The sequence below is a fragment of the Sphingomonas sp. GW821-FHT10F09 genome (assembly GCF_058809195.1).
This window is the reverse complement of sequence record NZ_JBXASI010000003.1, coordinates 137,030-150,602: the sequence shown is the minus strand read 5'-3', so window position 1 is coordinate 150,602 and position 13,573 is coordinate 137,030. Positions and strand designations below refer to the sequence as shown.

The 13,573-nt window shown below is 67.9% G+C and carries 12 protein-coding genes; 3 read left to right on the top strand and 9 right to left on the bottom strand.

The genetic code is table 11. From position 1 onward, the window contains the following. Positions 1 to 24 precede the first annotated feature (24 nt). The 5 genes from AC1RTO_RS11265 to purL all read right to left on the bottom strand — a co-directional run bounded on the left by AC1RTO_RS11265 (position 25) and on the right by purL (position 5,961). Positions 25 to 1,128 (bottom strand): GGDEF domain-containing protein, encoded by a 1,104-nt coding sequence (locus tag AC1RTO_RS11265; RefSeq protein WP_493160947.1) that lies wholly within the window; start codon positions 1,126 to 1,128, stop codon positions 25 to 27. Next, complete coding sequence (locus tag AC1RTO_RS11260; protein ID WP_493160946.1) at positions 1,128 to 2,459, bottom strand: HD-GYP domain-containing protein; 1,332 nt, start codon at positions 2,457 to 2,459, stop codon at positions 1,128 to 1,130. The genes AC1RTO_RS11265 and AC1RTO_RS11260 overlap by 1 nt, the downstream gene beginning before the upstream one ends. A gap of 371 nt (positions 2,460 to 2,830) precedes the next feature. After that, a complete protein-coding gene (gene bfr, locus AC1RTO_RS11255; RefSeq protein WP_493161203.1) occupies positions 2,831 to 3,340 on the bottom strand; it encodes a bacterioferritin in 510 nt (169 codons plus the stop codon). A 116-nt stretch (positions 3,341 to 3,456) separates the two neighbouring features. Further along, positions 3,457 to 3,627 (bottom strand): (2Fe-2S)-binding protein, encoded by a 171-nt coding sequence (locus AC1RTO_RS11250; RefSeq protein WP_293872687.1) that lies wholly within the window; start codon positions 3,625 to 3,627, stop codon positions 3,457 to 3,459. A 123-nt stretch (positions 3,628 to 3,750) separates the two neighbouring features. After that, entirely contained in the window at positions 3,751 to 5,961 is a 2,211-nt protein-coding gene (gene purL / locus AC1RTO_RS11245) for a phosphoribosylformylglycinamidine synthase subunit PurL (protein WP_493160945.1), read from the bottom strand. Between the two features lie 149 nt (positions 5,962 to 6,110). On the opposite strand from purL, the gene AC1RTO_RS11240 reads away from it, so the two are divergent. Continuing rightward, positions 6,111 to 8,588, top strand: coding sequence for a glycoside hydrolase family 31 protein (locus AC1RTO_RS11240; RefSeq protein ID WP_493160944.1), 2,478 nt, complete (start codon positions 6,111 to 6,113; stop codon positions 8,586 to 8,588). A gap of 16 nt (positions 8,589 to 8,604) precedes the next feature. Then, entirely contained in the window at positions 8,605 to 8,916 is a 312-nt protein-coding gene (locus AC1RTO_RS11235) for a polyhydroxyalkanoic acid system family protein (RefSeq protein ID WP_493160943.1), read from the top strand. An 11-nt stretch (positions 8,917 to 8,927) separates the two neighbouring features. Here the strand turns inward: AC1RTO_RS11235 and fghA are convergent, their stop codons facing one another. From fghA to AC1RTO_RS11215, 4 genes are all read right to left on the bottom strand, one after another. Beyond that, positions 8,928 to 9,764, bottom strand: coding sequence for an S-formylglutathione hydrolase (fghA, locus tag AC1RTO_RS11230; RefSeq protein ID WP_493160942.1), 837 nt, complete (start codon positions 9,762 to 9,764; stop codon positions 8,928 to 8,930). Further along, entirely contained in the window at positions 9,761 to 10,630 is an 870-nt protein-coding gene (gene purU, locus AC1RTO_RS11225; RefSeq protein WP_493160941.1) for a formyltetrahydrofolate deformylase, read from the bottom strand. The genes fghA and purU overlap by 4 nt, the downstream gene beginning before the upstream one ends. Continuing rightward, entirely contained in the window at positions 10,630 to 11,013 is a 384-nt protein-coding gene (locus AC1RTO_RS11220) for a VOC family protein (protein WP_493160940.1), read from the bottom strand. Before AC1RTO_RS11220 ends, purU begins: the two co-directional genes overlap by 1 nt. A 100-nt stretch (positions 11,014 to 11,113) precedes the next feature. Then, a complete protein-coding gene (locus AC1RTO_RS11215) occupies positions 11,114 to 12,220 on the bottom strand; it encodes an S-(hydroxymethyl)glutathione dehydrogenase/class III alcohol dehydrogenase (RefSeq protein ID WP_493160939.1) in 1,107 nt (368 codons plus the stop codon). 115 nt (positions 12,221 to 12,335) lie between these two features. On the opposite strand from AC1RTO_RS11215, the gene AC1RTO_RS11210 reads away from it, so the two are divergent. Further along, positions 12,336 to 13,511, top strand: coding sequence for an acetyltransferase domain-containing protein (locus AC1RTO_RS11210; RefSeq protein WP_493160938.1), 1,176 nt, complete (start codon positions 12,336 to 12,338; stop codon positions 13,509 to 13,511). Positions 13,512 to 13,573 lie beyond the last annotated feature (62 nt).

The window sequence follows — 13,573 nt, the reverse complement described above, 5'->3', positions numbered from 1 at the left end:
TTCCTGTGCGCATCGCCATGCCGGTCATGCTGCCTGCGCCTGCGCCTGCGGCCGGTGCGCCTGCGCTCCGATGGCGACCTGATTCTTGCCCGACCGTTTCGCCTGATAGAGCGCGTCGTCGGCGTGGCGGACGGCGGCGCGCGGATCGCCGGTGATGCGGACCAGCCCGGCGGAGAAGGTGACATGGCCGATCGGCGTGCCATCGTCGCGACTGGCGATTGATCGCGCCTGCAGGCGTTCGCGCGCGAGGTCGAGCATGTCGCGCGCCTGATGCACGTTCATCCCCTCGAACAGGCAGGCGAATTCCTCGCCGCCATAGCGCGCCAGACGCGCCTCGCGGCCGAGCGCGGTCCGCAGGAACCGCGCGATGAAGCGCAGCACCCGGTCGCCGGTTTCGTGGCCGTGCTGATCGTTGATCGCCTTGAAATCGTCGATGTCGCACAGCGCGACGCAATGCGGCACCGCGGCGTCGTCCGGCGGGATCGCGTCGAGCAGGCGTTCGAAGACCCGCCGGTTGGGCAGGCCGGTCAGGTGATCGCGGTCCGCATCGCGGCGCGCGCGCTGCAGGTTGCCGCGCAGCCGCTCGGTTTCGCGCCGGGCGCCCTCCAGCTGCTCCTCGAGCACGCGGGTGCCGTCGAGGACGCGGTGGGTCAGCGCGATCATCTGCGTGAAGGCGCGTTCGGGGTCGCTGACCGCGATCGTCTCGACCGATTCGATGACCGCGCGATAGGCGACGCCCGATGTCGAGGAGGCGTGCACGATCCGCAGGCATTCCTCCAGATTGAGGTTCAGCTGCCGCGCGATGTCGACGACATAGTCGGGCTCGACGCCGCTCGCGCCGGGGCGTCCGATCGCGGCGAACGCGGTGTCGGTCAGCGCGCCGGGGGTGCGCAGCAGCTGGTCGATCCTGTGGCCGATCTTGGGATCGCCGGACAGATAGGCCCTGGCGATCGCGAAGTTATGCTCGTTCAGCTCCAGGTCGTACGCCAGCAGGAAATCGCCGATATCGTCGTAGATCCGCCGGCGGACGCAGACATGGGGCACGACCTCCGCCGGCGCGGCGGGCCGCGGCGGGCGCAGCCACGCCGACAGGCGGGTGGCGGTTTTGGCGAGGGCGGGGCCGGCCATTATGCGACGCTCCGCCTGTCGTCATGGCCGAGGCCCGTGGCGCTGAAGCGCGCCGTCAGTTCGCCGAGCGGCGCCCCCGCCAGCACGCGGTCGCGCAGGGTCGGCCAGTCGTCGCCGAACCAGGCGTCGCCGCGCTCGCCACGGATGATCGGGTCTCCCCCGGCCGCATTGTGCGTCGCGACGTCGGCGATCCGGTCGAACGCGGCATCGACGACGTTGAAGAAGGCGCGCACCCCCGGCGACGTCGGCGCGTCCGGATCGCCGGTCATGACGATCGCGAGCCGGTTGGAATGGAGCCGGACGAGGCTGCCGATCGGAAAGATGCCGATCGCGACGGTAAAGGCGTGCAGCAGCTGCGGGTCGAAATGGCCGTCCCAGCCGCTCATCCGCGCCAGCGCCACCGCCGGCGGCCACGCCGATTTGTAGGGGCGTTCGGAGGTCACCGCGTCATAGACGTCGCAGATCGCGCCCATACGCGCATAGAGGCTGAGCTGCTGCTGCGTCAGGCCAAAGGGATAGCCGGTGCCGTCGACCCGTTCGTGGTGGTGGAGGCACACGTCGAGCGCGACCTGCGACACCGTGCCGATGTCGCTGAGCAGCAGATGGCCCGATTGCGGATGCTCCTCGATGATCCGGCGCTGCTCGGCATCGAGCGCGCCGGGCTTGTCGAGCACATCCTCGGGCACCGTCATCTTGCCGATGTCGTGCAACAGCCCGGCGAGCCCCGCCTGCTGCACCTCGGCTTCGTCGAGGCCGATCTGGCGTGCCAGCGTCATCATCAGGGCGCAGACCGCGACCGAATGCATGTAGGTATATTCGTTCTTGTCCTTCAGCCGTGCGACGTTGAGGATGGCGGAGCGGTCGCGCTTGATCGAGGCGGCGATCTCGTCGACCAGCGGCACCACGGCATCGATGCTGACGACCCGGCCCAGCCGCGCCTCGCCGAACATGCTCATCACCGCGACCTTCGACCGCTCGACCGTCTCGCGCGCGCGATCGACCTCGCTGACGGGGCGGCGGGTGCGCGGCTTCGCACGGCGCTCGACGACCAGCGGCGGACCGGCCGGCGCGGCATCGTCCGCTTCGCTCGCCCCGTCGTCCGGCTCGCCCGGCTCGCCCGACTCGCCCGGCGCGATCGGCACGACGAGCCCGATGCCCAGCGTGTCGTCGATCACGACCGTATCGATGCCCGCATTCTTCAAACGGGCGATGTCGGCACTATTGGTCAGGCGAAACCGCGTCCGCCAGAAAGGATTGCTGAGCCAGGACCCGTCGATGGACACGATATACATGCCCAGTTTCAGGTCGGAGACTGGTAGACGATGTTGCATTGCGACCTCCTGCGCGACAGGTCGCCGACCGCGACTTAATGCGGTCTTTCGTTGCAGGGCCGATTCCGCCGATATGGGTAGCCTGATCTTCGCGCATCGATGCCGGAAGGATCGATAACTGTACGGGATCAAGGCATTGCGCGATTTTCCTCCCGGCGGACAAATCGCGTCGATGGGGAGGGGGGGGGACGCTGGCGGCGGCAACACGTTCGCGCCGTACACCATTGCGTGTCGGTCGAAACCGGGACGCGGGGGGCGCCTTGGCCCGCGGATCGACGATCGCAAAGCCGCATCCGGTCTGCCACCCATCCCCCGCCGGCGGCGCGACCGCGGGCAGGGGATGGGCTACGTCGTTCGGTGAATGCGCGCCGTTACAGGTGCGGCGCCGCGCCCGATTTGGGCGAATCATGCTCGCTGATCGAATTAAGCTGCACGTAATTGTGCATCCCCATCCGCTCAATCATCTCAAACTGCCGCTCGAGCGTATCGACATGCTCTTCCTCGCTGGCGAGGATGCGCGCGAACAGGTCGCGGCTGATATAGTCCTTGACCTCTTCGCAATAGGCGATCGCGCCCTTCAGCTGGACGACCGCTTCCATCTCCATCGCAAGATCGGACTTCAACACCTCCTCGACGGTTTCGCCGATGCGCAGGCGACCGAGCAGTTGGAAGTTCGGCAGGCCGTCGAGGAACAGGATGCGCTCCGACAGCCAGTCGGCATGCTTCATCTCGTCGATCGATTCCATCCGCTCATACTGGGCGAGCTTGTAGACGCCCCAATGGTCAAGCATCCGGTAATGGAGCCAATATTGATTGATTGCGGTCAGTTCGTTCTTGAGCGCTTCGTTCAAGAATTCGATGACCCGCGGGTCGCCCTTCATCGCCATGACTCCAACACCTTTCGGATCGTCCGTTACGGGTCCGATCTAGGCGTCAAACCATGGGGGCGGCAACCCCAAAAATGGCGGTTTTCTGCGGTTTTTACGAAGTGCGAACGTTATGCAGCAGCGCGTTCCGTATCGATAATGGCTCGCGCTACCACGGTGCATTGTCCGCATTTCGGCTGGCAGCCAAGCGATTGATACGCCTGGCAAGCCGTCATGCAGCCGCTGCGCGCGGCGGCGCGAACCTGGGATTCCCGAATGGCATTGCAGACGCAGACGACCATGGATGCTCCTTCGCTTCGCCCCTTTGGTAGGGCTAATGCGAGGCGCTCGCAAGTCATTATGCGACTGATTCGCAGTCGCCGGCGAACGGTTCGTCGCAATCAGGCGCCGCCGCTCGCGTTCCGTTACGCCACCACGCCCATCAGCTTCGGAAAGAATTCCTCGTGTGCGGTCCGCAGCGCATCCAGCGCCACCACGTCGTCGCGGTCGGGCCGCTCGAAGATCAGTCGCTTGCCGCCGGTCCGCCCGAGCGGCTCCGCCTCGACGCCGGCGGCATGCGCCGCGCCGAGGAAGTCGAGCAGCGCATGGTCCTGCACGGTGACGACGTACACGCCCTGGTCCTCGGCGAAGAAGGAGCGCGCGCAGCCAAAGGGCTGCTTGCGGTCGATCATCGCGCCGATCCCGCCGGCCAGCGCCATCTCCGCGATGGTCACCGCGATGCCGCCGTCGGAGACGTCATGCACGGCGGACAGCTGTCCTTCGGCGATCGCGATACGGATCAGGTCGCCTGCCCGGCGCTCGGCGTCGAGATCGACCGGCGGCGGCGGGCCTTCCTCGCGGCCATGGCATTCGCGCAGGAACAGCGACTGGCCGAGATGGCCGCCGCGCGTGCCGACGACGAGGATCATGTCGCCGGTGCCCTTGAACGCGATCGTCGCGTTCTTCGTCCAGTCCTTGAGCAGGCCGACGCCGCCGATTGCCGGGGTCGGCAGGATCGCGCTGCCGCTGCCGGTCGCCTTCGATTCGTTGTAGAGCGACACGTTGCCGCTGACGATCGGGAAGTCGAGGGCGCGACACGCCTGCGCCATGCCGTCGAGGCAGCCGACGATCTGGCCCATGATCTCGGGCCGCTGCGGGTTGGCGAAGTTGAGGCAGTTGGTGATCGCCAGCGGCGTCGCGCCGACCGCGGTCAGGTTGCGCCACGCCTCGGCCACCGCCTGCTTGCCGCCCTCGATAGGGTCGGCGAAGCAATAGCGCGGGGTGCAGTCGGTGGTGATCGCCAGCGCCTTGTCGGTGCCGTGGACGCGGACCACCGCGCTGTCGCCGCCCGGCGCCTGCACCGTGTCGGCACCGACCATGTGGTCGTATTGCTCCCAGATCCACCGGCGGCTGGCGATGTCCGGCGATCCCATCAGCACCAGCAGGTCGCGCGCGATGTCGTCGCTCTCCGGCACATTCTCCAGCGGCGCGGGCGGCGGCGTCGGCACGTGCGGGCGATCGTATAGCGGCGCCTCGTCGGCGAGCGGCCCCAGGGGGATGTCGCAGACGACCTCGCCCTTCCACTTCAGCACCATCCGCTCGGTATCGGTGACGTGGCCGATCACCGCGAAGTCGAGCTCCCACTTGGTGAAGATCGCTTCCGCCTCCGCCTCGCGGCCGGGCTTCAGCACCATCAGCATGCGTTCCTGCGATTCGGAGAGCATCATCTCGTACGGCGTCATGCCGGTTTCGCGCTGCGGCACGTCGTCCATGACCAGTTCGATGCCGACGCCGCCCTTCGATGCCATCTCGACGCTGGACGAGGTGAGGCCGGCGGCGCCCATGTCCTGGATCGCGACGATCACGTCGGTCGCCATCAATTCGAGGCACGCCTCGATCAGCAGCTTTTCGGTGAACGGGTCGCCGACCTGCACGGTCGGGCGCTTGGCGTCGGCATCCTCGCTGAAGTCAGCCGACGCCATCGTCGCGCCGTGGATGCCGTCGCGGCCGGTCTTCGACCCGACATAGACGATCGGATTGCCGATGCCCGATGCGGCGGAATAGAAGATCTTGTCCTGATCGGCGACGCCGACGGTCATCGCATTGACCAAGATATTGCCGTCATAGGCGGGGTGGAAGTTGACCTCGCCGCCCACCGTCGGCACGCCGACGCAATTGCCGTAGCCGCCGATGCCGTGAACGACGCCGCTGATGAGGTGCCGCATCTTGGGATGGGTCGGCGATCCGAAGCGCAGCGCGTTCATGTTGGCGACCGGCCGCGCGCCCATCGTGAACACGTCGCGCAGGATGCCGCCGACCCCGGTCGCCGCGCCCTGATAGGGTTCGATATACGACGGGTGGTTGTGGCTCTCCATCTTGAAGATCGCGGCCTGATTGTCGCCGATGTCGATCACGCCGGCATTCTCGCCCGGCCCGCAGATCACCTGCGGGCCTTCGGTCGGCAGCTTCTTGAGGTGAATGCGGCTCGACTTGTAGCTGCAATGCTCGGACCACATCACCGAAAAGATGCCGAGTTCGACAAGGTTCGGCGTGCGGCCCAGCGCGGACAGGACGCGCTCATATTCTTGCGTGGACAGGCCGTGGTCGGCGACGATCTGGGGCGTGATCTCGGTCATGCGCGCGCCTTAGCGAGGCGCGGCGGTTTCGTCACCTCCTCGTAGGCGGTGACGTCATCGGGGGCTGCATACGTATGCCCTGGCCCGGTCGATTGACGCCGCGCGGGCGACTGCGCACAGCCCCGGTCAACGAGACCGGGAGAGACACGATGATGCGCGCGACCACGCTGCTGGCCATGACCGCCCTTGCCACGATCGCCATGCCCGCCGGCGCGCAGGCGCAGGTAACCGCGCGTGCCGACGGCGCCGAGGCGCGGCAGGGCGACGCGACCGTCCGCGTCGTCGCGCTGACCGACAGCATCCTGCGCGTGCGCATCGCCCGCGGCGGCGCGATGCCCGAGGATGCGAGCTGGGCGGTCGACAAGGCGACGCGCGCGCAGCACGTCGCCGTCATCCCCGCCGCCGACGGCTTCGCGACCAATGCGATGCGGGTCCGCTTCCTCGCCGACGGCCGGCTGCGTGTCGAGGATCTCGCCGGCACGCTCATCTCCGAGGACGTCGCACCAATCGCGTACGACGGCAAGGCGTTCACGCTGAAGAAGGCGATGCCGCAGGCCGAGCATTATTTCGGCATGGGCGACAAGACCGGCGGGCTCGACCGCCGCGGCAAGAGCTTCGTCCACTGGAACACCGACGCCTATGGCTTCGGCAGCGGCGACGATCCGATCTACAAATCGATCCCCTTCTATATCGGGGTAGGCGGGGCAGGGGGCAGCTATGGCCTGTTCCTCGACAACAGCTGGCGGACGTGGTTCGACTTCGGCCATCGCAACGACCGGGAGCTGAGCTTCGGCGGTCCCGACGGGCCGGTCGATTATTACCTCATCGCCGGGCCGACGACCGCCGACGTGGTGCGTCGCTATACCGACCTCACCGGCAAGGCGCCGCTGACGCCGCAATGGGCGCTGGGCTACCAGCAGTCGCGCTACAGCTACATGACCGCCGACGAGTTGCGCGGCGTCGCGGCGCGGCTGCGGCAGGAGCGCGTGCCGACCGACGTGCTGTGGCTCGACATCGACTGGCAGGATCGCAACCGGCCGTTCACCGTCGACACCAAAGCGTTTCCCGACATGAAAGGGATGATCGGCGCGCTGAAGCAGCAGGGCTTCAAGGTGGTGACGATCACCGACATGCACATCGCCCGGGCGGAGGGGCAGGGGTATGCGCCCTATGACGAGGGCACGAAGCGCGACGAATTCGTCCGCCGCGCCGACGGTTCGGTCTATGTCGCGCCGGTCTGGCCCGGCCCGTCGGTGTTCCCCGACTTCACCCAGGCGAAGACGCGCGACTGGTTCGGCGGACTGTTCGCCGAACAGGTGAAGATGGGCGTCGCCGGCGCATGGAACGACATGAACGAGCCGGCGATCTTCGAAACGCCGACCAAGACGATGCCCGACGACGTCGTCCACCGCATCGTCAGCGACGACTTCGCCCGCCGCACCGCGACGCATGCCGAGATTCACAACGTCTACGGCATGGAAAATACCCGCGCGACCTACGACGGCCTGCGCAAGCTCGCGCCCGACGAGCGGCCGTTCGTGATGACCCGGGCGAGCTATGCCGGTGGCCAGCGCTATTCGGTGACGTGGACGGGCGACAATCTGGCGACCTGGGATCACCTCAAGCTGTCGATCCAGCAGATCATCAACCTCGGTCTGTCGGGGTTCTCCTATGGCGCCGCCGACGTCAGCGGCTTCGCGGGCGGGCCGGGCGCCGACCTGTTGACCCGCTGGTATCAGATCGGCGCCTTCTACCCGGTGTTCCGCAACCACAGTGCCAAGGGGACACCGCGCGTCGAGCCATGGGTCGGTACGCCAGACCATCTCGCCATCCGCCGCCGCTTCATCGAGGAGCGCTACCGGCTGATGCCCTATCTCTACGCGCTCGCCGAGCAGAATGCGCGCACCGGCGATCCGATCCTGCGCCCGGTCTTCTACGATTATCCGTCGGCGATGCGCATGTCGTGCGACCAGTCCTGGACGTTCACGCTCGGCCGTTCGCTGCTCGTCGCGCCCGCGCCCAACCCCGAACAGCCGCGCGATTACGACGTCTGCCTGCCGGCGGGCGGCTGGTACGATTACTGGACCGGCCAGCGCGCCGGCGTGCCGCAGGAGCAGACCGGGCCGGGGCAGATCCAGTCGGCGACGCAGGCGACGGGCCAGGCGACGGTGCTCGGCGACCGGGTAACGGTGACGCCGCGGATCGAGACGCTGCCGGTGTTCGTGCGTGCCGGCACGATCCTGCCACGCCAGCCGCTGGTGCAGAGCACCGCGCAGGTGCCGGACGGGCCGCTGCAGCTCGACGTCTATCCCGGCGGCGACTGCCGCGGCGATCTGTACGCCGACGACGGCCATTCGATGGGTTATACCCGCGGCGCCTTCCTGCGGCAGGCGATCACCTGCCAGATCTACGACACCGGCATGACGCTGCGCTTCGCGGCGCGGCAGGGCCGCTATGCACCGTGGTGGAAGCAGCTGCGCGTCGTCGTCCATGGCTGGACGGGCGCTGGTGCGGTATCGGCGGCGCGCCGCACCGTGGCGGCGCAGGTGGATGCGACCGCGAGAACGCTCAGCTTCACCTTGCCCGACCAGGGCAAGGCAGGCGATATCACCATCACCCGCCGCTGACAGAAGAAGGACCATCATGGCCAATATCCCGTTCGACATCCCCCACGGCCTCGGCAAGGACGAGGCACGCCGCCGGATCGAGGCGGGGCTGCCCAAGCTGGCGCAGCACATCCCCGGCGGCGGCACGGTGGAGGCGGACTGGACCGGGCCGGATACGCTCGCGCTGGCGATCGTCGCGATGGGCCAGAAGGTCGCGGCCGAGATGATCGTCGGCGAGGCGAACGTCGGCGGCACCGTCAAGGTGCCGATGATGCTCGCGATGATGTCCGGCCCGATCGCCGAATTCGTGAAGACCAGCGCGGAAAAGATGCTGGCGAAGCCGGCCTGACGCCCTCGGGGTTACCCCAGCCGCTCCGCGTGCCAGCGCAGGTGATCGGCCATGAACGTCGCGATGAAATAGTAACTGTGGTCGTAGCCCGGCTGCATTCGCAGCGTCAGGTCGATCCCCGCCGCGGCGCAGGCATCGCCGAGCAGACTGGGCTTCAGCTGTTCGGCGAGGAACTGGTCGGCCTCGCCCTGATCGACCAGCAGCGCCGGCACCCGCGCGCCGTCCTCGATCAGTGTCACCGCGTCGTGCGCGCGCCATGCCGCGCGATCCGCGCCGAGATAGCCGCCGAGCGCCTTTTCGCCCCACGGCACCTGCGAGGGCGCGACGATCGGCGCGAACGCCGACACCGCCCGGAAGCGGTCGGCAAAGGTCAGTCCGATGGTCAGCGCGCCATGCCCGCCCATCGAATGGCCCATGATCGACTGGCGCGCCATGTCGGCGGGAAAGTGTTCGCCGATCAGCGCCGGCAGTTCCTCGGTGACGTAGGACCACATGCGGAAATGCGGCGTCCACGGCGCCTGCGTCGCATCGACGTAGAAGCCCGCACCCTGTCCGAAATCATAGGCGGGATCGTCCGCCACGCCCTCGCCGCGCGGCGAGGTGTCCGGCGCGACGAAGATCAGCCCCAGCTCGGCGCAGGCGCGGCGATAGTCGCCCTTGTCGGTGACGTTGGCGTGGGTGCAGGTGAGGCCCGACAGATACCAGACCATCGGCAGCCGGGCGCCCTCTTCGTGCGGCGGCACGTAGACCGAGAAGGTCATCGGCGTCCCCGTCGCGGTCGAGGCGTGGGTGTAGACGCCCTGCGTGCCGCCATAGGCGGCCGCGGTCGAAACCGTGTCGATCGTCATCTGAACACCAATGTCCTGTTGCCGTTGAGGAAGACGCGCCGTTCGCCGACCCATGCGACGGCGCGGGCGAGCACCTGCGATTCGATGTCGCGGCCGATGCGGATGAGGTCGTCGATGCTCGCGCGGTGATCGACGCGCTCGACCGCCTGTTCGATGATCGGCCCCTCGTCGAGTTCGCCGGTGACGAAATGCGCGGTCGCGCCGATCAGCTTGACGCCGCGGGCATGCGCGCGGTGATAGGGCTGCGCGCCCTTGAAGCCGGGCAGGAAGCTGTGGTGGATATTGATGCACCGCCCCTCGACCGCCGCCACCAGCCGCGGGCCGAGCACCTGCATGTAGCGGGCGAGCACGAGATAATCGGCGCGCGTCTCCGCCATCAGCGCGACGATCGCCGCCTCCTGATCGTCGCGGGTGTCGGCGGTGACCGGCAGGTGATGCCAGGGCAGGCCGTGCCATTGCACCAGCGGGCGCAGCGCGTCGTGGTTGGACAACACGCCGACGATCTCGACCGGCAGCGTGCCCGTCTGCCAGCGGTGGAGCAAATCGTTGAGGCAATGCGAGCCCTTCGACACCGCGATCAGCACGCGCGGCCGGTCGTCGCTGGCGTTGAGGTCCCAGTCGAAACCGAACGTCGCCGCGACCGGCGCCAGCGCCGCGCGGACCGCCGCGGGATCGTCCGGGAAGCGGGCGCCACCGCCGGTGAAGACGACGCGCATGAAGAAGCGGCCCGTCTCCAGATCGGCATATTGCTGGCTGTCGAGGATGAAGCCGTCGATGCCGGCGAGCGCGCCGGACACCGCCGCGACGATCCCGACCCGGTCCTGGCAGGTCAGCGTCAGGACCAGCGCGCGCGCCGCATCGGTCATCAGGCGGCGACGCGGTGCATTGCGCACACCTTGTTGCCCGCCGGATCGCGCAGATAGGCGAGGAACAGCGGCCCGAACGGCGACTGGCGCACGCCCGGCGCGTCCTCGATCGCGGTGCCGCCCGCGGCCAGCCCCGCGGTATGCCACGCCTCGGCGGCCTCGGGAGAGGCGGCGGCGAAGCCGATCGTCCCGCCATTGGCATGGCAGGCGGGCTCGCCGTTGATCGGCTTGGTCAGGATCAGCCGCCCGCCGTCGTTCATATAGACGGTGCGGCCCAGCGGATCGCTCCGCCCCGGCTTGATGCCGAGCGCACCGAGCGTCGCGTCATAGAAGGCCTTCGACGCGTCCATATCGTCGGTGCCGATCATCACATGGCTGAACATGGTCACTCTCCTGTTTATCGTTGCGGTCCGTGCACGCCGGTCCGGACCGGCGCGTCACCCCGGACGACGCCCGGCATGACGCCAGTATGGGGGCGTGCCCTCAATAGATCACGACGCTGCGGATGCTTTCGCCCGCGTGCATCAGGTCGAACCCCTTGTTGATCTCGTCCAGCGTCAGCCGGTGGGTAATCATCGGGTCGATCTGGATCATGCCGTCCATATACCAGTCGACGATCCTGGGCGTGTCGGTGCGCCCGCGCGCGCCGCCGAATGCGGTGCCACGCCAGTTGCGTCCCGTCACCAGCTGGAACGGGCGAGTGCTGATCTCCTTGCCCGCCTCGGCGACGCCGATGACGATGCTCGTGCCCCAGCCGCGATGGCAGCATTCCAGCGCCTGCCGCATCACGTCGGTGTTGCCCGTCGCGTCGAAGCTATAGTCGGCGCCGCCGTCGGTGAGCTGGACGATATGGGCGACGATATCGCCGACCTGCCGGGGGTTGGCGAAATGGGTCATGCCGAAGCGGCGGCCCCAGTCCTCGCGGTCGGGATTGATGTCGACGCCGACGATCATCTTCGCGCCGGCGAGCTTCGCGCCCTGTATGACGTTGAGGCCGATGCCGCCCAGCCCGAAGACGACGACGGTGTCGCCCGGCTGCACCTTGGCGGTGTGGACGACCGCACCCACCCCGGTGGTGACGCCGCAGCCGACGTAGCAGCTGGTGTCGAACGGCGCGTCGGGCCGGATCTTGGCCACCGCGATCTCGGGCAGGACGGTGAAGTTCGAGAAGGTCGAACAGCCCATGTAATGGAAAATCGGCTGCCCCTTGTAACTGAACCGCGTCGTGCCGTCGGGCATCAGCCCCTTGCCCTGCGTTGCGCGGATCGCGGTGCACAGGTTGGTCTTGCCGCTGAGGCAGGATTTACACTGGCGGCATTCGGGCGTGTAGAGCGGGATGACGTGGTCGCCGGGTGCGACGCTGGTGACGCCCGCGCCCACCTCGCGCACGATCCCCGCGCCCTCGTGGCCCAGTACGCTTGGGAACAACCCTTCGCTGTCCAGCCCGTCGAGGGTATAGGCGTCGGTGTGGCAGATGCCGGTCGCCATGATCTCGACCAGCACCTCGCCAGCCTTCGGCCCTTCCAGATCGAGCTCGACGATCTCGAGCGGCTTCTTCGCCTCGAACGCGACGGCGGCACGGGTCTTCATCGGGATCACTCCGGGTAGCTGCTTGCGACAGCGCGGTTAACGCCCGCGGGGGGCGGGAGGCAAGCACCGATCCCAAGGTTGATCTTGGAGTAATGCTATATCATAGCGCGGGATAATGACGACCGACACGCTCGCTTCGCCCCTCCGCGCCCCTGCCAGCACCGCCGCAACCGCCGTCCGTATCGGATCGATCGACGGCCTGCGCGGGCTCGTCATGCTGCTGATGCTGGTCGATCACGCGCGCGAGACCTTCTTCTACGGCCATCAGGTCGCCGATCCGATGGATCTTGCCGCGGTGACGCCCGGCCTGTTCTTCACGCGGTTGGCAGCGCATCTGTGTGCGCCGGTCTTCGTCGCGCTCACCGGGCTGGCCGCATGGCTGTATGGCGCGCGGCGGCCGGCGGCGGCGACCTCGGCGTTCCTGCTCAAGCGCGGGCTGTTCCTGATCGTCCTCGAACTGACCGTCATCGGTTTCGCCTGGACCTTCGTCTGGCCGCCGACGACGTTGTTCCTGCAGGTGATCTGGGCGATCGGCTGGTCGATGATCGCACTCGCCGCGCTCGTCCACCTGCCGCGCGCGTGGATTGCCGCGATCGGCGGGATCATCGTCGTCGGCCACAACCTGCTCGATCCGGTCGCCATCGCCGACGGCCAGCCCGGCCATGCCCTGTGGGCGATCCTCCACGATCGCGGCTATATCGACCTGTGGGAGGGGGCGCGGGCGCGGACCTCCTATCCGGTGCTGCCGTGGATCGGCGTGATCGCGCTCGGCTATGCGATCGGGCCATGGTTTGCGGCGGACACGCCAGCGGCGGTGCGCACGCGTCGGCTGCGGCTGTGCGGTGTGGCAGCGCTGGTCGCCTTCGCCGTCGTTCGCGGGCTGAACGGCTATGGCGATCCCCATCCGTGGCAGGTCGGCGATACCCCGCTCGCGACGGTGATGAGCCTGCTCAACGTCACCAAATACCCGCCCTCGCTCGATTTCCTGCTGCTGACGCTTGGTATCGGTGCGCTGCTGCTGGCGGCGTGGCCGGAACGGGCAGGGCGCTGGCTGGCCGTGCTCGGCGGCGCGCCGCTGTTTTTCTATATCCTCCACCTCTACGTCCTCCACATCGTGCGGATCGTCGCGGCAAGGGCGGCGGGCGTGGCCACCGCCGACCTGCCCGACGTCCCGTCCGTCGCCTGGCTGTGGCTGATCGCCGCGGTGCTGGCGCCGCCGCTGTGGCTAGCGACGCGCTGGTTCGCCGCGCGCAAGCGGGCCAGCGGTGCCCGGTGGATGCGCTATCTCTAACAGGTGCGTATGATAATCATTCGCAAGAGAGTTGAACTGTTGCCCCGCCGCGGCTAGTCGAG

Bases quoted from the DNA above. Each gene is read 5' to 3' on its own strand.
- AC1RTO_RS11265 (WP_493160947.1), bottom strand. From the start codon at position 1,128: ATGGCCGGCCCCGCCCTCGCCAAAACCGCCACCCGCCTGTCGGCGTGG.
- AC1RTO_RS11260 (WP_493160946.1), bottom strand. From the start codon at position 2,459: ATGCAACATCGTCTACCAGTCTCCGACCTGAAACTGGGCATGTATATC.
- bfr (WP_493161203.1), bottom strand. From the start codon at position 3,340: ATGAAGGGCGACCCGCGGGTCATCGAATTCTTGAACGAAGCGCTCAAG.
- AC1RTO_RS11250 (WP_293872687.1), bottom strand. From the start codon at position 3,627: ATGGTCGTCTGCGTCTGCAATGCCATTCGGGAATCCCAGGTTCGCGCC.
- purL (WP_493160945.1), bottom strand. From the start codon at position 5,961: ATGACCGAGATCACGCCCCAGATCGTCGCCGACCACGGCCTGTCCACG.
- AC1RTO_RS11240 (WP_493160944.1), top strand. From the start codon at position 6,111: ATGATGCGCGCGACCACGCTGCTGGCCATGACCGCCCTTGCCACGATC.
- AC1RTO_RS11235 (WP_493160943.1), top strand. From the start codon at position 8,605: ATGGCCAATATCCCGTTCGACATCCCCCACGGCCTCGGCAAGGACGAG.
- fghA (WP_493160942.1), bottom strand. From the start codon at position 9,764: ATGACGATCGACACGGTTTCGACCGCGGCCGCCTATGGCGGCACGCAG.
- purU (WP_493160941.1), bottom strand. From the start codon at position 10,630: ATGACCGATGCGGCGCGCGCGCTGGTCCTGACGCTGACCTGCCAGGAC.
- AC1RTO_RS11220 (WP_493160940.1), bottom strand. From the start codon at position 11,013: ATGTTCAGCCATGTGATGATCGGCACCGACGATATGGACGCGTCGAAG.
- AC1RTO_RS11215 (WP_493160939.1), bottom strand. From the start codon at position 12,220: ATGAAGACCCGTGCCGCCGTCGCGTTCGAGGCGAAGAAGCCGCTCGAG.
- AC1RTO_RS11210 (WP_493160938.1), top strand. From the start codon at position 12,336: ATGACGACCGACACGCTCGCTTCGCCCCTCCGCGCCCCTGCCAGCACC.